Genomic DNA, 24,186 nt, shown 5'->3' with positions numbered 1-24,186 from the left:
CCCAGTCAGACAACGCGCTTAGGCATTTTCTGCCTTTTTCAAGGGTGATACGGGGCGCATTCGCGATTGGATCATTCTGGGACGAAATTTTCTTGCTTCCCGACCTCACCCTTCCCGACCTCTCGCTGGTGATCGGCGGCGCCCGATCCGGCAAATCCGGCTTGGCCGAACGGCTGGTCACCGGCACCGGCCGCCCCCGACGCTACATCGCCACCGCCGAAGCCTGGGATGATGAGATGCGCGCCCGCATCGCCGCCCATCGCGCGGATCGCGGCGCGGGTTGGGAAACGGTCGAGGCGCCGCTTGATCTGCCTGCCGCCTTGGCCGGGGCAGGGCAGGGCGAGGTGGTGCTGATCGACTGCGCCACCCTGTGGCTGACCAACCACCTTCTGGCCGAACATGACCTTGATGCCGAGGCCACGGCCCTTCTGGCCGCGCTGGCCGCCTGCCGCGCCCCAGTCGTCATCGTGTCGAACGAGGTGGGTTGGGGCATCGTTCCCGACAACGCGCTTGCCCGTCGCTTCCGCGATGCGCAGGGGCGGCTGAACCAGCGGCTGGCGGGGCAGGCGGGGCTGGTCATCGGCGTGATGGCCGGGCTGCCCATGGTGCTCAAGGGGCGGCTGCCCGCATGGATGTGACACGCCTCTGGTGGGTGCGCCACGGCCCCACCCATGAAAAGACGATGGTCGGCTGGCGCGACGTGCCGGCCGATCTGTCCGATACCGCCGCGCTGGCCCGATTGAACGCGCATCTGCCGCAAGGCGCGCTTCTCGTCTCCTCCGACCTGATCCGCGCCACGGCCACCGCCGATGCGCTGGCCCATGGTCGCCAGCGGCTGCCCCATCACCCCGGCCTGCGTGAATTGCACTTCGGGGAATGGGATGGCCAGCCTTGGGATACGGTCGCCCAGAGCCACCCCAAGCTGTCGCGCGCCTATTGGGAAGAGCCGGGCCACCACGCCCCGCCCGGCGGCGAAAGCTGGAACGCCGCCGCGGCCCGTGTCAGCGCGGCGGCCGATGCCCTGATCGCCGCCCATCCGGGGCGCGACATCATCCTCGTCGCCCATTACGGCGCCATCCTGACACAGCTTCAGCGCGCCATGGGCAGCGCGCCCTTGGATGTCTTTGCGCATCGCATCGACAACCTTTCCGTCACCCGGATCGACCGCCACGCCACGGGCTGGAACCTCGGCGCGATCAATCACCTTCCGTGATGCGCCACCGCACAAAACACGCATTGGCAGGACAGCAGGGCTGACCTAACCTGTCACCACGACCCCCAAAACACCAAGCGGCCGCCCCGAACGGCCCAGACAGCGGACAGGATACCCGGATGACCTATGACCTCGTGATCGGCGACCGCGCCTATTCCTCGTGGAGCTTGCGCGGCTGGCTCTTTTTCGATGCCTTCGGGATTCCGGTCACGCTGCACCGCGCGCGGCTCTATACCGATGAACTGCCCACCCTGCTCAGGCAGTTCCACCCCGCCCGCACCGCCCCCACCATGCGCACGCCCGAAGGCGCGGTCGTCCCCGAAACCATCGCGATTGCCGAGGAACTCGCCACCCGCCACCCCGAGGCCGGGCTCTGGCCCGCCGATCCGAAGGCCCGCGCCATCGCCCGCGCGGTGGCGGCCGAGATGCATGCCGGTTTCACCGCGCTTCGCAACCACTGCCCGATGAACCTGCGCGTCAGCTATAGCGATTGCGCCCCGACAGAGCAGGTGCTGGCCGATCTCGCCCGGCTTGACGTGATCTGGTCATGGGCGCGATCAGAGACCCGGTCGGAAACCGGCAGCCAGACCCCGTGGCTCTGCGGGGCCTATTCCGTGGCCGATGCGATGTTCGCCCCGGTCGCCACCCGCATCGCCACCTACAACCTGCCTGTCACCCCCGCCGCCATGGCCTATGTGCAGGCGCACCTCGCCCACCCCTCCTTCCGCCGCTGGCGCGCGATGGGCCTGATCGACGGCGCAGATCAGGACTACTATCGCCGCGACTATCCCACCCGGCCCTGGCCCGGCCCCGCCCCCCTGCCCGCAAGGGCGGTGGACGGTCTGGATACAGAAAACGCCACCTGCCCCTATTCCGGCACGCCCGTCACCCATGCGCTGGAACTGGACGGCCGCCGCTTCGGTTTCTGCAACGCCTTCTGCCGCGACAAGACGGTCGCCGATCCGGAAGCCTGGCCCGCCTTCATGGCCCTTTACCGTTCGTAAACCATTCCCGCGCTACCCCTGCCAGTGAAAGGGCAGGGGTGGCATGCTGGCACGGGCCTTCACGGTGGCCTTCGAAGGGGTCGAGGCGCGCATGGTCGAGGTGCAATGCGCCGTCGCCCCCGGCATGCCCTATTTCGGCGTGGTGGGCCTGCCCGACAAGGCGGTGTCCGAAGCGAAGGAACGCGTCCGCGCCGCACTTTCCGCCCTCTCCATCGCGCTGCCCTCGCGCCGGATCATCGTCAACCTCTCGCCCGCCGACCTGCCCAAGGAAGGTTCGCATTTCGACCTGCCCATCGCGCTCGCGCTGCTCGCCGCGCTCGACATCCTGCCCAAGGACGCGGTGGAGGCCACCGTCGCGCTCGGCGAGTTGTCGCTCGACGGGCGGCTGATCCCGGTCGCGGGCGCGCTGCCCGCCGCCATGGCCGCCGCCGAAGAGGATCGCACCCTCCTCTGCCCCCGTGCCTCGGGGCCAGAGGCGGCCTGGGTCGACGCCGTGCAGGTCATCGCCGCCACCTCGCTGGATGAGGTCGTGCGTCATTACACCGGCCAGATCGCGCTCACCCCCGCCGAAGCGGGCGAAGTCACCACCGACCCCACCCCCCGCGACCTGCGCGAGGTCAAGGGGCAGGAACGCGCCAAGCGCGCGCTGGAGATTGCCGCTGCAGGCCGCCACCACATGCTGATGATCGGCACTCCCGGCTCGGGCAAATCCATGCTCGCGGCCCGCCTGCCCGGCATCCTGCCGCCCCTTTCGGCGGCCGAGGCGCTGGAAACCTCGATGATCCACTCGCTCGCGGGCCTGATCAGCGAAGGCGGCATCTCGCGCACCCGGCCCTTCCGCGAACCCCACCACACCGCGTCGATGGCGGCCATCGTCGGCGGCGGCAAGGGCGCCAAACCGGGCGAGATCAGCCTCGCCCATAACGGCGTGCTGTTCCTCGACGAATTTCCCGAATTCGCGCGCCCCGTGCTCGAAACCCTGCGCCAACCGATCGAGACGGGCGAGGTCGTCGTCGCCCGGGCCAATGCCCATATTCGCTATCCCTGCCGCTTCCTGCTGATCGCCGCCGCCAACCCCTGCAAATGCGGCTATCTCACCGATCCCTCCCGCGCCTGCACCAAGGCCCCGATCTGCGGCGAGGATTATCTGGGCCGCATCTCGGGCCCCCTGATGGACCGCTTCGACCTGCGGGTCGAAGCGCCCCCCGTGGCCTGGCAGGATCTCGACCTGCCCCCGACCGGCGACAGCTCTGCCACCGTCGCCGCACGTGTTGCCGCCGCCCGCGCCCGCCAGACCGCCCGCTTCAAGGGCAACCCGGCCCTGCGCGCCAATGCCGACATGGAGGGCAAACTGCTGGAGGAAACCGCCAGCCCTGATGCCGAGGGGCGCGATTTCCTCGCCCGCGCGGCGGAACGCTTCGGCCTCACCGCGCGCGGCTATCACCGCATCCTGCGCGTGGCCCGCACCATCGCCGATCTGGATGGCAGCGAAGCGGTCCGTCGCCCCCATGTGGCCGAGGCGGTGGGCTATCGCCTCGTGGTCGGTGCGAAGGGGTGACGGTGAAAGGGGCTAGCGCCAAGAATTTCCTTCGAAAATTCTGCGCAGCCCGTCCGGCCGGGGAAAGCCCCGCCGCAGGCGGGGTCGAATTTTCGAAGGAAATTCGCGTCAACCGGCCCGCTTGGCTTCGATCGCCTCCCAGATGCGGGCGGCACCATTGGTGCCGTCGAAGCGCTCCAACTCCTGCAACCCGGTGGGAGAGGTGACATTGATCTCGGTCAGCCAGTCGCCGATCACGTCGATGCCCACGAAGACCTGCCCCTTCTCGCGCAGCAGCGGCCCGATTCGCGCACAGATCTCGCGGTCCCGCTCCGTCAGCCCGATCTTTTCCGGCCGCCCGCCCGCGTGCATGTTGGACCGTGTCTCCCCCGCCTGCGGCACCCGGTTGATCGCCCCGATGGGCTCGCCATCCACAAGGATCACCCGCTTGTCACCCTTCTCCACCGCCGGCAGGAACTTCTGCACGATCAGCGGCTCGCGGTTCATGCCCGTGAACATCTCATGCAGCGAGGCGAGGTTGCGGTCATTCGCGTCCAGCCGGAACACCCCCGCACCCCCGTTCCCGTAAAGCGGCTTCAGGATGATGTCGCCATGCCGCGCCTTGAAGGCGCGGATGGTGGCCAGATCCCGCGCGATGGCCGTGGGCGGCGTCAGGTCCGGGAAGCGCAGCACCAGCAGTTTCTCGGGGTAGTTGCGCACCCAGAACGGATCGTTCACCACCAGCGTGCGGGGGTGGATCAGTTCCAGTAGATGCGTCGTCGTGATATAGCCCATGTCGAAAGGCGGATCCTGCCGCAGCCAGACCACGTCGAATTCCGCCAGATCCACCTCTTCCTCGGGTCCGTAGGTCACGTGATTGCCCACCTCGCGGCGCAACTCGATCGGCCAGCCCCGCGCCATCACCCGCCCCTCGACAAAGGCCAGCCGGTCCGGCGTGTAGAAGAACAGGGAGTGTCCGCGTGCCTGCGCTTCCAGTGCGATGCGAAAGGTCGAATCGGCGTTGATGTTGACCGATCCAATCGGATCCATCTGCAGGGCGATCTTCAGGCGCATGGGTCACTCCGGCTTGTCCTTGCGCCCCTTGATCGCACCTCCCCGCGCGGGATGCAAATCGCGCCGCCGATCGGTCACATCCCCTTGATCAGAGCCCGCCCGGTGCCCCGGATCACCGCGCCGTCACGCAGCATAGACGTTGCGCAGGATCTCGATCCGACCCTGTCCATCGACCAGCGCCAGATCAATGCGAACCTCGGTCAGGCAACCCCGCGGCTCCCCGGCCAGGAATTCGCATCCAGCGTCCCAGATGCGCTGCATCTGAAAGGCAGACAGATGCGACGCCGCCTCATCATGCGTCCGGCTCTGCTTCACTTCGATGAAGACGACCGTCGCGCCGTCCCGTGCCACGATGTCGATCTCTCCCGCGCTGCCGCGCCAGCGTCGGGCGCAGACGGGCATGCCTTCGCGGGCATAGGCCCGGGCAACCTGATCTTCTGCCGCAAGCCCCGACAGATGCGACCGTTGGCCCCGCCGCGCCTTAACCATTGCAACCGCTGATCGAGGCGGTCCAGCCGCCACAACCCCGGCCGCCACAACCCCAGCTGCCGCTCGCCCTGCCACCGCCCGCCCTGCCAAAGCGCGTGCTGTCCCGGCCTGCCCCTGCCATCTGCTCATCGCCCGGCCCCTTTGTCGAAAACCTTCGCCACTCTCCCCCAGAAAAGCGAAGATTCCCCTAACGCCCTTTCCCTTTCTCGAGGGCCACCTGATAGACGTCCCGCCGTGGCAGGCCGTAGGCTTCGGCCACCATGGCTGCGGCATCCTTGACCGACAGCGTGAGCAGCGCCTGGTCAAGCGCGTCAGTCCACGTCGCGCTGTCTGCTTGCGCTGGCGCGGCGCGGTCGATGACCACCACCACCTCGCCCTTCACCTCGGCTTGGGCGTGGGACTGGGCCAACTGTCCGAGCGGCGCGCGTGTCACCTCTTCATGCCGCTTGGTCAGTTCGCGGCAGATCGCGGCCGCGCGATCCGCGCCCAGAACCCTGGCCGCATCGGCCAGCAGCGCCGCGAGACGGCGGGGGGATTCATAGAGGATGAGCGTGGCCTGCACCGCGCGCAACTCTTCCAGAAACCGCAGGCGGGCGGCGTGGGTGGCCGGGGGAAAGCCTGCGAAATGGAACCGGTCGGACGGCAGCCCCGCCACCGCCAGCGCGCAGAGCACGGCCGAAGCCCCGGGCGCTGCCAGCACCGGGAGCCCCTCTGCCACCGCCGCCCGCGCGATCACGAAGCCCGGGTCCGACACCAGCGGCGTCCCGGCTTCCGACGCATAGGCGACCGATTTCCCCTCGGCCACCGCGCGCAAGAGCCGCGGGGACGCGGCGGCCTCGTTATGGTCGTGGCAGGGGATCACCGGGCGGCCGTTCAGCGGGATGCCGTGGATCTCCATCAGGTGGCGCAGCGTGCGCGTGTCCTCGGCCGCCAGCACATCGGCCGAAGCGAGGATGTCGAGCGCGCGCAGCGTGATGTCGCGCGCCGTGCCGATCGGCGTGGCGACAAGGTAGAGACCCGCCGCCAGCGGCTTTGTCTCCCAGGCCGGATTGGGCGAAGGCATGCGCGCGGCTCCCTGACAAGTTTACTTCCCCCCCGGAACCCCTTAGGTTGAAGCCCGATTTCAGCGTGGCATGTGCCGCTGCGACCAAGGAGTGAGGAAACCGCATGTTCTCTGTTTTGCGCACCGCCCGCAAGTCGCTGGGCCAGGCCGTTATTGCCCTGTCTGCGGTCGTCCTTGCCGCCTGTCAGCCGACCGTCGGCACCACCGTGCCGCAGGGCAACGCGGTGCCTGTGGCGCTGCTCGTCCCCTCGGGGTCAGGGCAGGCCAGCGATCAGCTGCTGGCCCGGTCGATCGAGAATGCCGCGCGCCTTGCGATCTCTGATCTGGGCGGCGTGCAGATCGACCTGCGGGTCTATCCCACCAGCGGCCAGCCCGCACAGGCCAGCGCTGCCGCGCAGCGCGCGGTGGCGGAAGGGGCGACCGTCATCCTCGGCCCCGTCTTCGCCGAAGAGGCCAATGCCGCCGGGGTCGCCGTGGCGGCGGCGGGCGTGAACGTGCTGTCCCTGTCCAACAACCCCGCCATTGCCGGGGCCAATGTCTTTGTCCTCGGCCCCACCTTCGACAACACCGCCCGCCGTCTGGCCAGCTATGCCGTGCGCAACGGGCAGTCGAACATCATGATCGTGCATGACCGCAACGCACAGGGCGAGGCGGGGCGCGCGGCCATCCAGCAGGGCGTCGCCGCCGCCGGCGGCAGCGTGGTGGCCACCGGATCTTACGAATTCTCGCAAAACGGCATCGTGCAGGCGATCCCGACCATCGCCGCGCAGGCCAAATCCTCGGGCGCGCAGGCGGTCTTCCTGACCGCCGATACGGCAGGCGCGCTGCCGCTGGTCACGCAGCTTCTGTCGGAAAACGGCGTCAACCCGACCACCGTGCAATATGTGGGCCTCACCCGCTGGGACATCCCCGCCGCCACGCTGTCGCTGCCCGGCGTCCAAGGCGGCATCTTCGCCATGCCTGACCCGGCGCTCTTCGCGCAATATCAGGCGCGCTATCAGGCGGCTTTCGGCGAACAGCCCCACCCCGTTTCCGCCATCGCCTATGACGGCATCGCCGCCATCGGCGCGCTGGCCAAGCAGGGCCGCGGGATGGACAGCGCCTCGCTGACGCAGGGCGCGGGCTTCGTGGGCGTAAACGGCGTCTTCCGCCTGCGCAGCGACGGCACGAACGAACGCGGCCTTGCCATTGCGCGCATCCAGAACAACGCCGTCACCCTGATCGACCCGGCGCCGCGCAGCTTCGGCGGCGCGGGCTTCTGACGCCGCACGCAGGCCCGCCCGCCATGACCAAGGCCGCGCTGGCCCCCCCGGATACCCCGCTTCCCCCAGATCCCCCCGGCATGATCCTGCCGGGGGCGGCGATCATCGACCTGCCCGCCCTGTACGCAGCCATCCGCGCCGATCTCACCCCGGGCGAGGATCCGCGCACCGCCCGCGCCACCGTCGTCCGCCATCTGGCCGAGGCGCGCGCCCGCGGCAACGCCGCGCTTGCCACCGCCTTCACCGCCCGCCCGCATGACGCCCGCGCCCTTGTGCGCGCGCAGGCCCACCTGACCGATGGCCTTGTCGCCACCGCCTTCGACATCGCCCGCCACATCCTCCACCCGCTGTCCAACCCGACCGAGGCCGAACGCATGGCCGTCCTCGCCGTGGGCGGCTATGGCCGGGCCGAGATGGCGCCCCATTCCGATGTGGATCTCCTCTTCCTCACCCCGTGGAAGGTCACGCCTTGGGCGGAATCGGTCATCGAATCCCTGCTCTACATGCTGTGGGACCTGAAGCTGAAGGTGGGCCACGCCTCGCGCACGGTGAAGGACTGCCTCCGCATGGGGCGCGAGGATATCACCATCCGCACCGCCCTGCTGGAGCACCGCTTTATCGCCGGATACGAACCGCTGGCCACCGAACTGGGTGACAGGCTCTGGGGCGATCTCTTCCGCAACACCGGCCCCGAATTCATCGACGCCAAGCTCCGCGAACGCGCCGACCGGCACAAACGGCAGGGTGGCCAGCGCTATGTCCTCGAACCCAACGTGAAAGAGGGCAAGGGCGGCCTGCGCGATCTGCAGACGCTCTACTGGATCGGCAAATACCTCAACCGCGTGGCCGATGCCGAAGGTCTGGTCGCCGCCGGTCTGTTGACGCGCGAAGAATACGACATCTTCACCCGCGCCGAAGATTTCCTCTGGGCCGCCCGCTGCCACCTGCACCACATCACCGGCCGCGCCATGGACCAGCTGACCTTCGACCTGCAGGTCGAGGTGGCCGCCCGCATGGGCTATACCGACCGGGGCGGCAGGCGCGGCGTCGAACATTTCATGCAGGACTACTTCCGCCACGCCACCCGCGTGGGCGAGTTGACCCGCGTCTTCCTCACCCAGCTTGAGGCCCGCCACGCCAAGCCCGAGGCCAGCCTTCTGGGCATCTTCCGCCGCACCAAACGGGTGAAACCCGGCTACAAGCTGGTGCAGGGGCGGCTCGACCTGACCGATCCCGCCAGCTTCTTCCGCGACAAGCTCAACATCCTGCGCGTGTTCGAAGAGGCGCTGCGCACCGGCTATCTGCTGCATCCCGATGTGATGCGCCAGATCACCACCCGGCTCGACCTGATCGACGAAGACATGCAGTCCGACCCCGAGGCGGTGCAGATCTTCCTCGACCTTCTGCTGAAACACGGCAATCCCGAACGCGCCCTGCGCCGGATGAACGAACTGGGCGTGCTCGCCGCCTTCATCCCGGAATTTGAACCCGTCGTCGCGATGATGCAGTTCAACTTCTACCACCATTACACGGTGGACGAACACATCATCCAGTGCATCTCGATCCTCGCCCAGATCGAACGCCGCGAACTGGAGGAAGAGCTTCCCGTCGCCTCGCGCATCCTCGAAAGCGGGGTGAACCGCAAGGTGATCTATGTCGCGCTCTTCCTGCACGACATCGGCAAAGGCCGGCCCGAGGATCATTCGATCCTTGGCGCGCAGATCGCCCGCCGCGTCTGCCCGCGCCTTGGCCTGACGGCCGAGGAAACCGAAACCGTCGAATGGCTGGTGCGCAACCACCTGCTGATGTCCGACACCGCGCAGAAACGCGATATCGGCGATCCCCGCACGGTGCGCGATTTCGCCAAGGCGGTGAAATCACGCAAAAGGCTGGATCTTCTGACCGTCCTCACGGTCTGCGATATCCGGGGCGTCGGGCCGGGGACATGGAACAACTGGAAGGCCATGCTCCTGCGCCGCCTCTATGGCCTGACAGTCGAGGCGCTGGAAGCAGGGCTCGAATCCCTCAACCGCGAAAACCGCGAGGATGAGGCAAAGCGCGCCCTGCGCGAACGCCTCGCCGATTGGCCCGCCGCCGAACTGCGGCATGAGACCGGCCGCCACTACGCCCCCTACTGGCAGGGCCTGCCCACCGACACGCATCTAGTTTTCGCGCGCCTGCTGAAAGACCTGCCCGATACGGATATCCGCATCGACCTGCATCCCGATCCCGATCGCGATGCCACCCGTGCCTGCTTTGCGCTGGCCGATCACCCCGGCATCTTCTCGCGCCTTGCGGGCGCCTTGGCGCTGGTCGGGGCCAACGTCGTGGACGCGCGCACCTACACGTCGAAGGACGGCTACGCCACGGCGGTGTTCTGGGTGCAGGATGCCGATGGGCGGCCCTATGAGGTGTCGCGCCTGCCGCGCCTGCAATCCATGATCGAAAAGACGCTGCGGGGGCAGGTCGTCCCGCGCGACGCGCTGAAAGACCGCGACAAGGTGAAAAAGCGCGAAAAGGAATTCCGCTTTCCCACCCATATCACTTTCGACAACGAAGGCTCCGACATCTACACCATCATCGAGGTCGATACCCGCGACCGTCCCGGCCTGCTTTATGACCTCACGCGCACGCTGGCGGGCAACAACATCTACATCGCCAGCGCCGTGATCGCGACCTTCGGCGCGCAGGTGGTGGACAGCTTCTATGTGAAAGACATGTTCGGCCTGAAGCTGCACGCCAAATCCCGGCAGGAAGCGCTCGAGAAAAAGCTGCGGCAGGCGATCACCGAGGGCGCCGAACGGGCGCAGGGCTAGGGCAGATGCAACCGATCCGTCTGATCCGGTCGATCCTCACCGTCGGGGGCTGGACGCTCCTGTCGCGCGGCGCAGGCTTCGCCCGCGATGTGATGATGGCCGCCTATCTGGGCGCAGGCCCGGTGGCCGAGGCGTTTCTGGTGGCCTTCTCGCTGCCCAACATGTTCCGCCGCTTCTTTGCGGAAGGGGCGTTCAACATGGCCTTCGTGCCGATGTTCGCCAAAAAGCTTGAGGCGGGCGAAGATGCCCAAGGCTTCGCCCGCGATGCCTTCAACGGCCTTGCTGCCGTGCTGATCGTGTTTTCCGTCATCGGCACGCTGGCCATGCCATGGCTCGTCTGGGCCATGGCTTCGGGCTTTGCGGGCGACGCGCGGTTCGACCTCGCCGTCCTTTTCGGGCGCATCTCCTTTGTCTACATCCTCTTCATCTCGCTCGTGGCGCTGCTGTCGGGCGTGCTGAACGCCTTCGGCCGCTTCACTGAGGCGAGTTTCGTCCCTGTCCTGATGAACCTGATGTTCATCGCCGCCATGCTGCTGGCCGATCATCTGCAATGGGACATGGGCCTGACACTGGCCTGGACCGTCCCCGTCACCGGCATCGCGCAACTGGCCTTCACCTGGGTCTCCGCCCATCGCGCGGGCTTCCGCTTCACGCCGGGCTGGCCCAAACTCACGCCAGAACTCAAACGCCTCGCCGTGATCGCCGCGCCTGCCGTGCTGGCGGGCGGCGTGGTGCAGGTGAACCTGCTGGTGGGCCGTCAGGTCGCCTCCTTCACCGAAGGGGCGGTGGCCTGGCTCTCCTATGCCGACCGGCTCTATCAGCTTCCCCTCGGCGTCGTGGCCATCGCCGTGGGCACAGTTCTTCTGCCCGATCTCTCCCGCCGCCTGCGCGCGGGCGATGCGGAAGGCGGCCGCGCCTCGTTCAACCGTGGCACCGAGTTCGCGCTGTTCCTCACCATCCCCGCCGCCGTCGCGCTGGTGGTGATCGCACTCCCCCTGTGCTCCGTCCTCTACGAACGCGGGGCCTTCGGGGCCGATGACACCGCCGCCACGGCGCTGGCGCTCGCCATCTACGGCGCGGGCCTGCCCGCCTTCGTGCTGCACAAGGTGTTCCAGCCGCTCTACTACGCCCGCGAAGACACCCGCTCGCCCTTCCGCTTCGCCGTCTGGTCCATGGTGGTGAACGTCGCCGTCGCCGTGGGCCTCCTGCCCGTCATCGGCTTCGCCGCCGCGGCCCTTGCCACCACCGTCGCCGGCTGGACCATGGTCTTCCAGCTCTGGCACGGCACCCGCCGCATGGGCCCCGAGGCGCGCTTCGACGACCGCTTCCGCAAACGCCTGCCCCGCATCCTGATCGCAAGCCTGATCATGGGCGCGGCGCTCTGGGGCGGCATGGTCCTTCTCGGCCCCGCGCTGGGCCTGCCCACATGGCGCTACGCCGCCCTCGCCGCCCTCATCGCGCTGGGCATGGCCACCTATGCCGCCGCTGCCTTCGCCATCGGCGCGGCCCGCCTCTCCGACCTCTCCGCCGCCCTGCGCCGCAAAGCCTGATCGCTACCGCGCCCGGATCTTGGCCAGCACCCGCCCCCATCCCCCGGGGCTGACCACGAATGACAACAGGAACCCCGCCGCAAACCCCGCCAGATCGGCCACCCATTCCAGGCCGCCGCCAAAGATCACCCCGAACAGAAGCTGTATCCCCAGCAGAAACCCGATCAGCGAAAACGCCCGGTACTTGTTCGCCCCCACCGCTGCCAGATTGACCCAGAGCAGGAAGGTGAACCCCCCGATCAACCCGTAGACCGCCGGATAGCCGCCATACAACGGCGCCTCATTCCCCGGCACCGCCATAAAGGCCAAGGCCCCCGCCACCGCCGCCCCGAAGAACACCACCAGCACCGCCCACCAGCGGAACACCTCGCCCACCATCTTTCCAAGGGCCAGCAGAATCACCACCACGAACAGCGCATGCGTCGTCCCGCCATGGACAAAGACATAGCTCACCAGCCGCATCACATGCTCGGCCGGATAGACCTCCGCCTCGATCATCTGCCGCATCAGGGGGGGCGAGAAGACGAACCGCTCCAGCGCCTCCAGCCGCCAGCCCGCCCCCTCCAGACCGCCCGCGATCCCCGCCGCGCCAAGGCTCAGCACCACCTCCATCGCGATGATCGGCAGCGCCAGCACCCAGACGATCATGGGCAGGGGGTTCAAGGGCGGCGCATTGCGGTCCTGCATCGGGTCACGTCTCGCGGCTGGGGGTGGCGTCACGTCTTGGGGCGGGCGTCGATTGACGCCCCGTCGCCGCAGGTTTAAGCCGAAACCCCGACCTTATCCAGACGGAGCATATCATGGCCGAGCCGGTCCAAACGCCTCAGGCTTCCTTCGCCCCCCGCATCTTCTCCGGGATCCAGCCCTCGGGTGGCCTCACCCTGGGCAACTATCTGGGCGCGCTCAAACGCTTTGTCGAAAAGCAGGACGAAGGGATCGAGACGATCTACTGCATGGTGGACATGCACGCGATCACCGTCTGGCAGGACCCCGCCAAACTGCGCCAGCAAACCCGCGAAGGCGCCGCCGCCTTCCTCGCGGCGGGGATCGACCCCGCGCGGTCCATCCTCTTCAACCAATCTCAGGTTTCGGCCCATGCCGAACTGGGCTGGATCTTCAACTGCATCGCCCGCATGGGCTGGATGAGCCGGATGACCCAGTTCAAGGACAAGGCCGGTAAGAATTCCGAAAACGTCTCGCTGGGCCTTTTTGCCTATCCGTCCCTAATGGCCGCCGACATCCTCGCCTACAAGGCCACCCATGTCCCGGTGGGCGAGGATCAGAAACAGCATCTCGAACTGACCCGCGACATCGCGATCAAGTTCAACAACGACTACGGGGTAAACTTCTTCCCCGTGGTGGAACCCGTCATCGAAGGCGCCGCCACCCGCGTCATGTCCCTGCGCGATGGCACGAAGAAGATGTCGAAATCCGATCCCTCGGACCAGTCGCGCATCAACCTGACCGATGATGCCGACACCATCGCCAAGAAGATCCGCAAGGCCAAGACCGACCCGGAGCCGCTGCCCGACAGCCTCGACGGGTTGAAGGACCGGCCCGAGGCGCGCAATCTGGTGAATATCTACGCCGCGCTTGCGGGCCACACAGCCGAACAGGTGATCCGCGATTATGCGGGGGCGCAATTCGGCACATTCAAGCCGGCGCTGGCCGATCTGGCCGTGGCCAAGCTGGAACCGATCACGCTGGAGATGAACCGGCTGATGCAGGATCCGGCCGAGATCGACCGCATCCTCGGCCAAGGCGCCGCCCGGGCCGAGGCCATCGCGCGGCCCATCGTCGATCAGGTCTACGATATCGTGGGCATGATCCGCGCGCCCCGCACCTGACAGCCGGGGCGGGCGGATGGCGGGCGGTTGACGGGCGGATGATCGGGCGCTGGCTCAGGCGGGGCCTAACGCTGGCGCTCGTCGTCTCGCTCGCGCTCACCCTCTATGCCGGGGCGCGCATTTGGGCCGATCCCGCCCTCTCGCCCTATCGCGACGCCGCCGCGCGGGAAATCGAAGCCACCCTCGACCGCCACCTCGCCGATCTCGCACCCACCGCGATCCCCGACCGCATCGCCGCCCGGCTGGCCGAAGACCCCCGCAACTGGATCGCGCTCGACGCGCTCGACGCGCTGGCGCAAGAGCGTGGCCAGACCCTTCCCCCCGATCTGCGCGCCGCCTTTGATGCCGCCCGCGCGGAAGATGCAGGCTTCTTCGCCAATGCCGCCAACTGCGCCGCCTGCGCCTATGATCCGGCGGCCTGCGCGCTGTCCAACGTCTTTCTCTGCCACGCCCCCATCGCCCTCACCCCCATCGGCGACATGGCCGCCATCACGCGCGGCGCCATCGCCTATATGGCCGGCGAAGCGGTGGACCGGATCGACGTCACCCTCGCCATCGTGGGGCTGGGAGCGACCGTCACCGTGGTCGCCTCGGGCGGCACCTCGCTCGTGGCCAAGGCCGGGGCGTCGGGCCTGAAACTCGCCCGCAACATGGGTCGCCTCTCGCCGCGCCTCAACGCCACGCTTGCCCGCGCCGCGACCGATGGGGTGGATTGGATGGCGCTGCGCCGCGCAGGCAGCATGGACGATATCGCCGCCAGCCTGCGGGCCGATGCCTTCGCCCCCGTCGTCAGCATCGCCGCCGATCTCGAACGCGTCCGCGCCGCCACCGACACCACCACCGCCCTGCACCTCCTGCCGCTCGTCGATGACGCGACCGATGCCACCCGCCTTGCCCGCGCGGCCGAGGCGCTGGGTCCCCGCATCACCGCCCGGGCCGAGGTGCTGGGCAAGTCCCGCCTCCTGCGCGCCACCGTCCGCCTCACTGACACGGCTTTTGCGCTCATCGGCGGCCTAATGGGCCTGATCCTGTCGGCAGGGGTCCTCATCGCCAATGCCCTGCAAACCCGCCTTTACGCCGCCCTGCGCCGCGCCGCGATCCGGGCCGCAGCTGACCCCTGAAAGCGCGCCCTAACTGGGAACCCGGGCGGGCTTCATCTTGGCCCAAATACCCAATCGACACGGGGCCAGCACCGCGCCACGCCCCGCACCACGCGCGATCGGAATTTGCGTCAAATTCCGCCGCGATTTCTGCACCAGAAATCGCCCCCCGCCGAAGATGGTTAACGCGCGCTTTTGCCACCGCACGTATGCACGCCCGTCTGCACCCGCTCCTGCACCCGCTCCTGCACAGCCCAAAACGCCGAAACGCCCGGATAAACACAGCGCCCGCAGGGACTTAGCCCCCCGCCCGCCGCAAATGGCTGGGCGCGATGCCGAACCGCCTGCTGAACGCCCGGCTCAGGGTCGAGGGCGACGAAAACCCCGTCCGCAGCGCGATCTCGGCCATGGAATGGCGCGTATCCGTCACCATCCGCCGCGCCGCCTGCAACCGCAGGCCCATGCCATAGGCGGCGGGGCTTTCGCCAAGGTATTGGCGGAAAAGGCTTTCCATCCGCCGGGGCGACAGCCCCACCTCCCGCGCCAGCGCCGCCATCGCGGGCGGATCGTCCAGCCGCGCCTCCATCCGCGCGATCGCCTCTGCCACCCGCCCGTCCAGCCGCGCATCCCGTTGCGGCGGCGCCACCTGCGGCTCATGCCCCGGCCGCTCGGTCGTCAGGAACGATGCCGCCACCTGCCGCGCCAGCGGCGCCCCGTGGCGGCTGGCGATCAGATGCAGCATCAGATCCTGCGCCGGCGCCGCGCCCCCCGCCGTTATCCGATTGCGATCAATGACATAGCGATCAGGCCGGCACTCCGTTTCCGGATGGGCGGCGGCGAAATCCTCCAGATCCTCCCAATGCACCGTGGCGCGATACCCCTCCAGCAACCCCGCCCGCGCCATCACCCATGCGCCCGCATCCACCCCCGCGATCACCCGAAACCGCCCCGCCATCCGCCGCAGCGCCTGCAGGAAGGGCCGCGTCGCCACCTCCGCCTGCCGATAGCCCACGATCACCATCAGCACATCCGCCCCCTCCGCCGAAGCCAGCGGCCCGGCTGACGGCAGTTCGATCCCGCAGGTCAGCGGCACCGGCCGCCCGTCGGGCGACACCACCCGCCAGCGATAGGCCTCTTCCCCCAGATGCCGGTTCGCCGCCCGCATCGGATCCAGCACCGACGCCACCTCAAGGATCGACGCATGCGGCAAGACCAGCACCGCAAATGTCAGCGCCGCACGGGAAGGAAGGAAAATGTTGACGCTTTCAGCCATATGAATTGCGTAAACCGCAAAGCATCACGGCGCAAGCAGGCTAGTCTGGCATCCAGCCAAGGGAGGACCGCCATGCCGCTCGCCATGAATCGCGAGGTATTCATCACCTGTGCCGTCACCGGATCGGGCGGCACGCAGGACCGCAGCCCGCATGTCCCGCGCAGCCCGGCCCAGATCGCCGAAAGCGCCATCGCGGCGGCCAAGGCGGGCGCGGCGGTGGTCCATTGCCATGTGCGCGATCCCGAAACCGGCAAACCCGCCCGCGATCCCGCGCTGTACCGCGAAGTCACGGAAAGGATTAGGGATTCCGCCACCGATGTGGTGCTGAACCTGACCGCCGGCATGGGCGGCGACATCTATTTCGAAGGGACCGAGGATATGGGTCGCCTCGGCCCGCGCTCCGACATGGCGGGGGCCACCGAACGGGTGGCCCATGTGGTGGAATGCCGGCCGGAAATCTGCACGCTCGACTGCGGGACGATGAATTTCAACGAAGCCGATTACGTCATGGTCAACACGCCGGGCATGTTGCGCGACATGGCCCGCCGCATGACGGCGGCAGGCGTGCGGATCGAGATTGAGGCGTTTGATACAGGCCACCTCTGGCTGGCCAAGGAACTGGTGAAGGAAGGCGTGATCCCCGAACCCGTGCTGGTGCAGCTCTGTATGGGCGTGCCGTGGGGCGCACCGGATGATCTGAACACCTTCATGGCGATGGTGAACAACGTCCCCCAAGGCTGGCATTATTCGGCCTTCAGCCTGGGCCGCAACCAAATGGCCTATGTCGCGGCGGCGGTGCTGGCGGGCGGCAACGTGCGGGTGGGGCTGGAAGACAATCTCTGGCTCGACAAAGGGGTGCTTGCCACCAACGCCCAGCTTGTGGAACGCGCGGCAACCATCATCGAAAACATGGGCGCCCGCGTCATTACCCCCGCCGAGGTGCGCGCCCGGCTGCGCTTGGAAAAGCGCGCGCCGCTGCCGAAGTAAAGTGGAACGGATCAGCCCCATCCCCCCGCCCATTGCCGTTCTGGCGGCGGGCAAGGTGATCCCTCTGGGTCAGGGATGGGTGCTGGAACCGCTGGAGACGGGCTTTCTGCTGAAAAGCCTTGCGCAAGCGGTGCAGGTGCAGGTGACGCCTGAGGAGGCGCAATCCCTGCGCCAAGGTGATGTGACGGCCGAGGAAATGGCGGCGCGCGCGGGCGCAGCGCCGCCGCAGGCCCTTCCGGGTGCGGCCATCACCGTGGCCTTCTCGGACGAGGCGCTGCGTATTGCCGGCAAGGACCGTGCACGGTCGACGGGAAGCCAAGGCGTGGCCCCGCAACATCAGGGCACGGGGGCAGGGCCAACCCTGCCCGGTGCCACGAAGATCGGGGCGGTGGTGATCGCCCTTCTGCTGTTGGCCCTGATCTGGGCCATTTGAGGGAGAGACGGACATGGCGCGCAAGGCGGGCATCATCGGGGGCGGGGTCATCGGCGGCGGCTGGGCCGCGCGTTTCCTGCTCAACGGTTGGGATGTGGCGGTGTTCGACCCGGATCCCGAGGCCCCGCGCAAGGTGGGCGAGGTCATCGCCAATGCCCGCCGCGCGCTGCCTGCGCTGTCGGACGGACCCATGCCACCTGAGGGCAAGCTGAGTTTCGCCAGCACCATCACCGAGGCGGTGGAAGGGGCCGACTACATTCAGGAATCCGTGTCCGAGCGGCTCGACCTGAAACACCGCGTCTTCGCGCAAATTCAACAGGTTGCGCCCGGCACGCCCATCGGTTCTTCCACCTCGGGCTTCAAACCGTCGGAGTTGCAGCAGAACGCCGCCAACCCGGCCACGATCTTCGTCGCGCACCCCTTCAACCCCGTCTACCTGCTGCCGCTGGCCGAGATTGTGCCTTCGGCCAAATCCGACCCGGCCCTGATCGACTCCGCCAAGGAAACCCTGCGCGAGATCGGGATGTTCCCGCTCCACATCCGCAAGGAGATCGACGCCCATATCGCCGACCGTTTCTTGGAAGCGGTCTGGCGCGAGGCGCTGTGGCTCGTGAAGGACGGCATCGCCACGACCGAGGAAATCGACGAAGCCATCCGCATGGGTTTCGGCCTGCGCTGGGGCCAGATGGGCCTGTTCGAGACCTATCGCATCGCGGGCGGCGAGGCGGGGATGAAGCATTTCATGGCCCAGTTCGGCCCCTGCCTGACCTGGCCCTGGACCAAGCTGATGGATGTGCCGGAATTCAATGACGAACTGGTGGACCTCATCGCCGGGCAGTCCGACGCGCAATCGGGGCATCATTCGATCCGCGAATTGGAACGCATCCGCGACCAGAACCTGATCGGCTTTCTGCGGGTGCTGAAGGAACGGAACTGGGGCGCGGGCAAGGTGCTGCTGGACCACGATGCCCGCCGCCGTCAGGCGATGCCCGCCCCGTCGCCCGACCATGCCCAGCCGATGGAAATGGCGCGGATGCATGTCCTGCCGGGCTGGATCGACTATAACGGCCACATGACCGAAAGCCGCTATCTCTTTGCGGCCTCGGAAACCTCGGATGCCTTCCTGCGCCATATCGGGGCGGATATCGCCTATGTCGGCACGGGCTTCAGCTATTACACTGCCGAGACGCACATCATGCATCTGGGCGAGGCTAAGCTGGGCGATGCGCTGTCGGGGACGGTGCAGGTGATCCATGCCGATGAGAAACGGCTGCATATCTTCATCCGCATCCTGAAGGGCGATGAGGCGGTGGCGACGCTGGAACAGATGCTGCTGCATGTGGACATGAAGGCGGGCAAGACCTGCGCGGCGCCGCCCGCGATCCTTGATCGCCTGCTGCCCATCGCCAAGGCCCATGCCGCCCTGCCGAAACCCGAAGCCGCAGGCCGACATGTGGGGCAGAAGAAGTGACGCGCCGCGTCCTGATCACGGCAGGGGCGAACGGGATCGGGCTGGAAATGGCCCGGGCCTTTGCCGATGCGGGGGATCAGGTCTGGGTGACGGATGTAGATGCCGCCGCCGTGGCGGCCGTGCCTGCGGGCATCCGCGCCACCCGCTGCGATGCCTCGGATGAAGCCGAGATGATCGCCCTTTTCGCCACCATCACGGCCGATTGGGGCGGGCTGGACGTGCTTTGCGCCAATGCGGGGATCAAGGGTCCGACCGCCGCGATCGAGGACATGGACCTTGCGGAATGGCATGCCTGCCTTGCCGTCAATCTCGACGGTGCGATGATCGCCGCAAAACATGCGGCGCGTATGATGAAACCGGCAGGGGCGGGGGTGATGATCTTCACCTCCTCCACCTCCGGCCTTTACGGCACGCCCTACCGCGCGCCCTATGTGGCGGCGAAATGGGCCGTGATCGGCCTGATGAAGACGGTGGCCATGGAACTCGGCCCCCACGGCATCCGCGCGAATGCAATCTGCCCCGGATCGGTGAACGGCCCCCGCATCGACCGGGTGATCGAGGCCGAGGCGCAGGCCAAGGGCATGACCCCCGACGCCGTGCGGCAGGGCTATGCCAGCGGCACCGCGATGAAGCGGCTGTCCGATCCCGAAGATGTCGCCGCCATGGCGCTGTTCCTCTCCTCGGACGGGGCAAGGATGGTGTCAGGGCAGGCGCTTGCCGTTGACGGCATGACTTATAACGTTGATCCGTAAGGAAAACCGCCATGCATTTCGGCCTGACCGAAGAACAGCAGATGATCGTGGAGACGACGCGCAGCTTCGTCGAGAACGAGCTTTACCCGCATGAGATGGAGGTGGAACGCACAGGCCACCTGCGCATGGACCTGATCAAGCAGATTCAGGCCAAGGCCATGCAGGCAGGCCTCTACGCCGCCAATATGCCGGCCGAGGTGGGGGGCGCGGGTCTCGATACCCTGTCCTGGCTGCTGTATGAGAAAGAGTTGGGCAAGGCGAACTACGCGCTCCACTGGACCTGCGTCGCGCGGCCGTCGAACATCCTTCTGGCCGGGACGGAGGAGCAGCGGCAGAAATACCTCTACCCCTGTATCCGGGGCGAAAAATGGGATTGCCTTGCGATGACGGAGCCGGGTGCCGGGTCCGACCTGCGCGGGATGAAGGCCAGCGCCCGACCCGACGGCGATGACTGGGTGCTGAACGGCACCAAGCATTTTATCAGCCATGCGGACCTTGCCGATTTTGCCATCTGCTTCATGGCGAGCGGCGAGGAAGAGACCCCGCGCGGCAAGAAGAAGCTGATCACCGCCTTCTTCGTGGACAAGGGCACCCCCGGTTTCACCGTCCGCGACGGTTATCGCAACGTCAGCCACCGTGGCTATACCAACGCCATCCTCGAGTTCGACAATTGCCGCATCCCGAAAAGCCAGATCCTGGGCGAGGTCCACAAGGGGTTCGAGGTAGCCAATACCTGGCTTGGCGCCACCCGCCTGCAAGTCGCCGCCACCTGCCTTGGCCGCGCCGAACGCGCGCTGGCCCATGCCGTGCAGTATGCGGCGGAACGCCAGCAATTCGGCCAGTCCATCGGCAAGTTCCAGGGGATCAGCTTCAAGCTGGCCGACATGGCGATGGAGTTGAAGGCGGCGGAACTGCTGACCTGGGAAGCCGCGTGGAAATTCGATCAGGGCACGGTGACCGAGGCGGACATGAGCATGGCCAAGCTCAAGGCGACCGAGGTTCTGGCCTTCATCGCCGACGAGGCGATCCAGATCCATGGCGGGATGGGCCTGATGGACGATCTGCCCCTGGAACGCATCTGGCGCGACGCGCGGGTGGAGCGCATCTGGGAAGGCACGTCCGAGATCCAGCGCCATATCATCAGCCGACAGATGCTGCGCGCCCATGGTGCATGACGATTTTTCTACGAAGAATCAGGGGGCATTCTGCCCCCTCGTCGCTGACGCTCCTCACCCTCTGAGGATATTTGGGAACGGAAAATGACAGGCGGCCTTCATCTTTTGCTAACGCATTCTTGGCAAGGTGACCTTGCGGTACAGGCGGGGACGCCGATGACCGCAACGGGAAATGGTACCTCGCTGGCCAAGTGCTGGCGGGGTGTTTCCATTTTCCGTTGTCAAATATCCTCTGGGGGTCTGGGGGGCGAAGCGCCCCCGGGGCTGGCAGTTTGCGCAGGGCATCGGGCATGAGGGATCTGAACCGCCTGCTGCGCCCGCGCTCCATCGCCGTGCTCGGCTCTGGCTGGGCGGCGAATGTGATCGAGCAATGTCGCAAGATGGGGTTTGAGGGGCCGGTCTGGCCGGTCCATCCCACGCGCGACCAGATCGCCGGGGCGCCCTGTTTCCGCAGCTTGGCCGATCTGCCAGCACCGCCGGATGCCACCTTCATCGGCGTCAATCGGCATGCAACCCTGGATGTGGTGACAGAACTGGCTGCCATGGGGGCGGGCGGGGCGACCTGCTTTGCCTCCGGCTGGGAAGAGGCGGGCGAGGCTGATCTTCAGGCCCGTCTGGTGCAGGCGGCGGGGGATATGCCGATCCTTGGCCCCAATTGCTATGGTGTGATCAACTATCTCGACGGCGCGCTCCTTTGGCCCGATCAGCATGGCGGGGTGCGGGTGGAGCGGGGGGTGGCGCTTCTGTCGCAATCCTCCAACATTGTGATCAACCTGACGATGCAGGCCCGTGGCCTGCCCGTGGCCTATGTCGCCTGTCTGGGCAATGCCGCGCAGGTGGGGCTCGCGGAACTGGCCGGGGCGCTGCTTGCGGATGAGCGGGTGACGGCGCTGGGCATGTATGTGGAAGGCATCGACGATGCCGCGGCCTTTGCCGACCTCGCCGAACGCGCGCGGTCGGCGGGCAAGGGGATCGTCTGCATCAAATCGGGCAAGACGGAACTGTCGCGCACGGCGGCCGCTTCGCACACCGCCTCGCTCGCCGGTGGGGGGGCCGCCTCTTCGGCCTTCCTGCGCGCCTGCGGCGTGGCCGAGGTGGCGACGCCTGCCGAGTTGATCGAGACGCTGAAGATCTTCCACCACTGCGGCCCGCAGATCGGCCCGCGCCTCTGTTCCCTGTCCTGTTCGGGGGGCGAGGCGGGGCTGGTCGCCGATCTTGCCGCGCCCTTCGGCGTGGATTTCCCGCCCCCGTCGCAGGCACAGCGGGAAAGGCTGGGCGATATCCTCGGCCCCATCGTCTTCATCTCTAACCCCTTGGATTACCACACCTTCATCTGGGGTGACGGGCCGCGCACGACGGATGTCTTCACCACGATGCTGGCGGGCTATGACGCGGGCATCTTCATCATTGATCCGCCGCGCCCGGATCGCTGCGATCCCTCCAGCTTTATGCCCGCGCTGGAGGCCATTGTGGCGGCGGCGCAGAACACAGGCAAACCTGCCTTCGCCGTCGCCTCGCTGCCCGAGAATTTCGACGAGGCGCTGGCGGTGAAAATGGCCGCACCGAATGTGGTGCCGATGATGGGGCTGGAAACCGCGCTGGGCGCGATCAAGGCGGCGCAGACGGGGCCGAACCGGGGCGGCTGGCGACCCTGGCCCGTCATGGGCGCGCGCAAGCTGCGGATGCGAGACGAGGCGTCGTCCAAGGCGCTGATCGCGAGCACAGGCGTGGCCGCGCCGCGCGCGGTCACTGCGCCGACACTTCCGGAACTGGCGGTGAAGGCGGCGGGGCTGACCGCGCCCCTTGCGTTGAAGGGGCTGGGCTTTGCGCACAAGACGGAAGCTGGCGCCGTGCGCCTTGGCCTGACCTCGCTGGACGGGCAGGCCGAGATGGCCGGGGCGCAGGGCTATCTGGCGGAAGAGATGGTCACGGGCGTGGTGGCGGAACTTCTCGTCGGCCTGCGCCGTGACCCGGTCTATGGCGCGACGGTGACGCTTGGCTTTGGCGGTGTCACGGCGGAAGTTCTGGCTGATACGGTGACCCTCGTCCTGCCGGTGACGGAGGAAGAGGTGGCGCAGGCCCTGCGTCGGCTGCGGCTTTGGCCGCTGTTGGATGGCTACCGTGGACGGGCCAAGGCCGACACGGCCGCCGCCGTGCAGGCCGTCATGGCCTTGCAGGCCCTGATGCAGGCCAGCCCGGCGCTGGAGGAAATCGAGATCAACCCGCTGATGCTGACGGCCACGGGTGCCGTGGCGGTGGATGCGGTCATCTGGGAGGAAGCGGAATGAGCGGCATGCATATGCGGACCGAAGGCCCGATCCGGACCCGGCGCGAGGGCGCGGTGCTGGAGGTGACGCTGGACCGGCCCAAGGCCAATGCGATCGACCTTGCCACCAGCCGGATCATGGGCCTGACCTTCCGCGACTTCCGCGATGATGACAGCTTGCGCGTCGCGATCCTGCGGGCCGAAGGGGACAAGTTCTTTTGCCCCGGCTGGGACTTGAAGGCCGCCGCCGCCGGCGATGCGGTGGATGGCGATTACGGCGTGGGGGGCTTTGGCGGCTTGCAGGAACTGCCCAACCTGAACAAGCCGGTGATCTGCGCCATCAACGGCATCTGCTGCGGTGGCGGGCTGGAACTGGCGCTGTCCTGCGACCTGATCCTTGCCTCTGCCAACGCGACCTTTGCCTTGCCGGAAATCCGGTCGGGCACCGTGGCGGATGCGGCCTCGATCAAGCTGCCCAAGCGCATCCCCTATCACGTCGCCATGGACCTGCTGCTGACCGGGCGCTGGTTCGATGCCGAAGAGGCGCTGCGCTGGGGCATCCTGAAGGAGATCACCACCTCCGAAGACCTGCTGCCCAAGGCTTGGGAACTGGCGCGCCTGTTGGAAAGCGGCCCGCCGCTGGTCTATGCCGCGATCAAGGAAGTCGTGCGCGAGGCCGAGGCGCTGCGTTTTCAGGATGCGCTCAACCGCATCACCAAGCGGCAGTTGGCGACGGTGGACAGGCTCTATTCCAGCGAGGATCAGCTCGAAGGCGCCCGCGCCTTTGCCGAGAAGCGCGATCCCGTCTGGAAGGGCAAGTAACACGGAAACGACAGTTTCCTGTCGCTGTCTGTCACGCCGCCCCATGATGTGG

Annotated in this window: 21 protein-coding genes; 16 read left to right on the top strand and 5 right to left on the bottom strand. The window is 67.4% G+C overall.

From position 1 onward, the window contains the following. Positions 1–92 precede the first annotated feature (92 nt). The 4 genes from cobU (at position 93) to GU920_RS03870 (ending at position 3,775) form a co-directional block, all read left to right on the top strand. Positions 93–638, top strand: coding sequence for a bifunctional adenosylcobinamide kinase/adenosylcobinamide-phosphate guanylyltransferase (gene cobU, locus GU920_RS03885; protein WP_235933052.1), 546 nt, complete (start codon positions 93–95; stop codon positions 636–638). After that, a complete protein-coding gene (locus GU920_RS03880) occupies positions 635–1,213 on the top strand; it encodes a histidine phosphatase family protein (RefSeq protein ID WP_328799241.1) in 579 nt (192 codons plus the stop codon). The genes cobU and GU920_RS03880 overlap by 4 nt, the downstream gene beginning before the upstream one ends. A gap of 119 nt (positions 1,214–1,332) precedes the next feature. Further along, positions 1,333–2,217 (top strand): glutathione S-transferase, encoded by an 885-nt coding sequence (locus GU920_RS03875; RefSeq protein ID WP_161765635.1) that lies wholly within the window; start codon positions 1,333–1,335, stop codon positions 2,215–2,217. 43 nt (positions 2,218–2,260) lie between these two features. Next, a complete protein-coding gene (locus GU920_RS03870; RefSeq protein ID WP_161765634.1) occupies positions 2,261–3,775 on the top strand; it encodes a YifB family Mg chelatase-like AAA ATPase in 1,515 nt (504 codons plus the stop codon). 108 nt (positions 3,776–3,883) lie between these two features. Here GU920_RS03870 and gshB read toward each other — a convergent pair whose 3' ends face one another. The 3 genes from gshB to rsmI all read right to left on the bottom strand — a co-directional run bounded on the left by gshB (position 3,884) and on the right by rsmI (position 6,380). Next, on the bottom strand, positions 3,884–4,828 hold the full coding sequence (gshB, locus tag GU920_RS03865) for a glutathione synthase (RefSeq protein ID WP_161765633.1): 945 nt from the start codon (positions 4,826–4,828) through the stop codon (positions 3,884–3,886). Positions 4,829–4,951: 123 nt separating this feature from the next. Continuing rightward, the gene (locus GU920_RS03860; protein WP_161765632.1) at positions 4,952–5,317 is read right to left on the bottom strand and encodes a YraN family protein; all 366 of its coding nucleotides are present in this window, start codon (positions 5,315–5,317) and stop codon (positions 4,952–4,954) included. Between the two features lie 187 nt (positions 5,318–5,504). After that, a complete protein-coding gene (gene rsmI / locus GU920_RS03855; RefSeq protein ID WP_161765631.1) occupies positions 5,505–6,380 on the bottom strand; it encodes a 16S rRNA (cytidine(1402)-2'-O)-methyltransferase in 876 nt (291 codons plus the stop codon). A gap of 104 nt (positions 6,381–6,484) precedes the next feature. Here rsmI and GU920_RS03850 point away from each other — a divergent pair, with 104 nt between their 5' ends. From GU920_RS03850 to murJ, 3 genes are read left to right on the top strand one after another with little or no spacing between them, the layout of a single operon-like run. Next, positions 6,485–7,642, top strand: a complete 1,158-nt coding sequence (locus tag GU920_RS03850; protein ID WP_161765630.1) for a penicillin-binding protein activator — start codon at positions 6,485–6,487, stop codon at positions 7,640–7,642. A gap of 23 nt (positions 7,643–7,665) precedes the next feature. Then, positions 7,666–10,458, top strand: coding sequence for a [protein-PII] uridylyltransferase (locus GU920_RS03845; protein ID WP_161765629.1), 2,793 nt, complete (start codon positions 7,666–7,668; stop codon positions 10,456–10,458). A gap of 5 nt (positions 10,459–10,463) precedes the next feature. After that, positions 10,464–12,008: a murein biosynthesis integral membrane protein MurJ gene (murJ, locus tag GU920_RS03840; protein ID WP_161765628.1), complete on the top strand. Its 1,545-nt coding sequence runs from the start codon at positions 10,464–10,466 to the stop codon at positions 12,006–12,008. Between the two features lie 3 nt (positions 12,009–12,011). On the opposite strand, the gene GU920_RS03835 is transcribed toward murJ, so the two are convergent. Then, positions 12,012–12,695: a rhomboid family intramembrane serine protease gene (locus GU920_RS03835; RefSeq protein ID WP_161765627.1), complete on the bottom strand. Its 684-nt coding sequence runs from the start codon at positions 12,693–12,695 to the stop codon at positions 12,012–12,014. Between the two features lie 113 nt (positions 12,696–12,808). Between GU920_RS03835 and trpS the strand changes: the two genes are divergently transcribed. Further along, positions 12,809–13,855, top strand: a complete 1,047-nt coding sequence (gene trpS, locus GU920_RS03830) for a tryptophan--tRNA ligase (RefSeq protein WP_161765626.1) — start codon at positions 12,809–12,811, stop codon at positions 13,853–13,855. Positions 13,856–13,893: 38 nt separating this feature from the next. Further along, entirely contained in the window at positions 13,894–14,976 is a 1,083-nt protein-coding gene (locus tag GU920_RS03825; RefSeq protein WP_161765625.1) for a hypothetical protein, read from the top strand. A 277-nt stretch (positions 14,977–15,253) separates the two neighbouring features. On the opposite strand, the gene GU920_RS19685 is transcribed toward GU920_RS03825, so the two are convergent. Continuing rightward, positions 15,254–16,228, bottom strand: a complete 975-nt coding sequence (locus GU920_RS19685; RefSeq protein WP_161765624.1) for a GlxA family transcriptional regulator — start codon at positions 16,226–16,228, stop codon at positions 15,254–15,256. 72 nt (positions 16,229–16,300) lie between these two features. Here GU920_RS19685 and GU920_RS03815 point away from each other — a divergent pair, with 72 nt between their 5' ends. From GU920_RS03815 to GU920_RS03785, 7 genes are all read left to right on the top strand, one after another. Continuing rightward, positions 16,301–17,215, top strand: a complete 915-nt coding sequence (locus GU920_RS03815) for a BKACE family enzyme (RefSeq protein ID WP_161765623.1) — start codon at positions 16,301–16,303, stop codon at positions 17,213–17,215. 1 nt (position 17,216) lies between these two features. Continuing rightward, positions 17,217–17,648: a hypothetical protein gene (locus GU920_RS03810; RefSeq protein WP_161765622.1), complete on the top strand. Its 432-nt coding sequence runs from the start codon at positions 17,217–17,219 to the stop codon at positions 17,646–17,648. A 13-nt stretch (positions 17,649–17,661) separates the two neighbouring features. After that, entirely contained in the window at positions 17,662–19,119 is a 1,458-nt protein-coding gene (locus GU920_RS03805; protein WP_161765621.1) for a carnitine 3-dehydrogenase, read from the top strand. Further along, on the top strand, positions 19,116–19,871 hold the full coding sequence (locus tag GU920_RS03800) for an SDR family oxidoreductase (RefSeq protein ID WP_161765620.1): 756 nt from the start codon (positions 19,116–19,118) through the stop codon (positions 19,869–19,871). The genes GU920_RS03805 and GU920_RS03800 overlap by 4 nt, the downstream gene beginning before the upstream one ends. A gap of 11 nt (positions 19,872–19,882) precedes the next feature. Next, complete coding sequence (locus GU920_RS03795; RefSeq protein ID WP_161765619.1) at positions 19,883–21,046, top strand: acyl-CoA dehydrogenase family protein; 1,164 nt, start codon at positions 19,883–19,885, stop codon at positions 21,044–21,046. A gap of 290 nt (positions 21,047–21,336) precedes the next feature. Next, positions 21,337–23,334 carry an acetate--CoA ligase family protein gene (locus GU920_RS03790; RefSeq protein ID WP_161765618.1) on the top strand — a complete coding sequence of 666 codons (1,998 nt, stop codon included), beginning with the start codon at positions 21,337–21,339 and terminating at the stop codon, positions 23,332–23,334. Further along, positions 23,331–24,134 carry a carnitinyl-CoA dehydratase gene (locus GU920_RS03785; protein ID WP_394351529.1) on the top strand — a complete coding sequence of 268 codons (804 nt, stop codon included), beginning with the start codon at positions 23,331–23,333 and terminating at the stop codon, positions 24,132–24,134. The genes GU920_RS03790 and GU920_RS03785 overlap by 4 nt, the downstream gene beginning before the upstream one ends. The last annotated feature ends 52 nt before the right edge of the window (positions 24,135–24,186 follow it).

Origin of the sequence: Paragemmobacter ruber, assembly GCF_009908315.1 — a bacterium.
Taxonomy (GTDB): domain Bacteria; phylum Pseudomonadota; class Alphaproteobacteria; order Rhodobacterales; family Rhodobacteraceae; genus Paragemmobacter; species Paragemmobacter ruber.
This window is presented reverse-complemented; position numbering and strand designations above follow the sequence as displayed.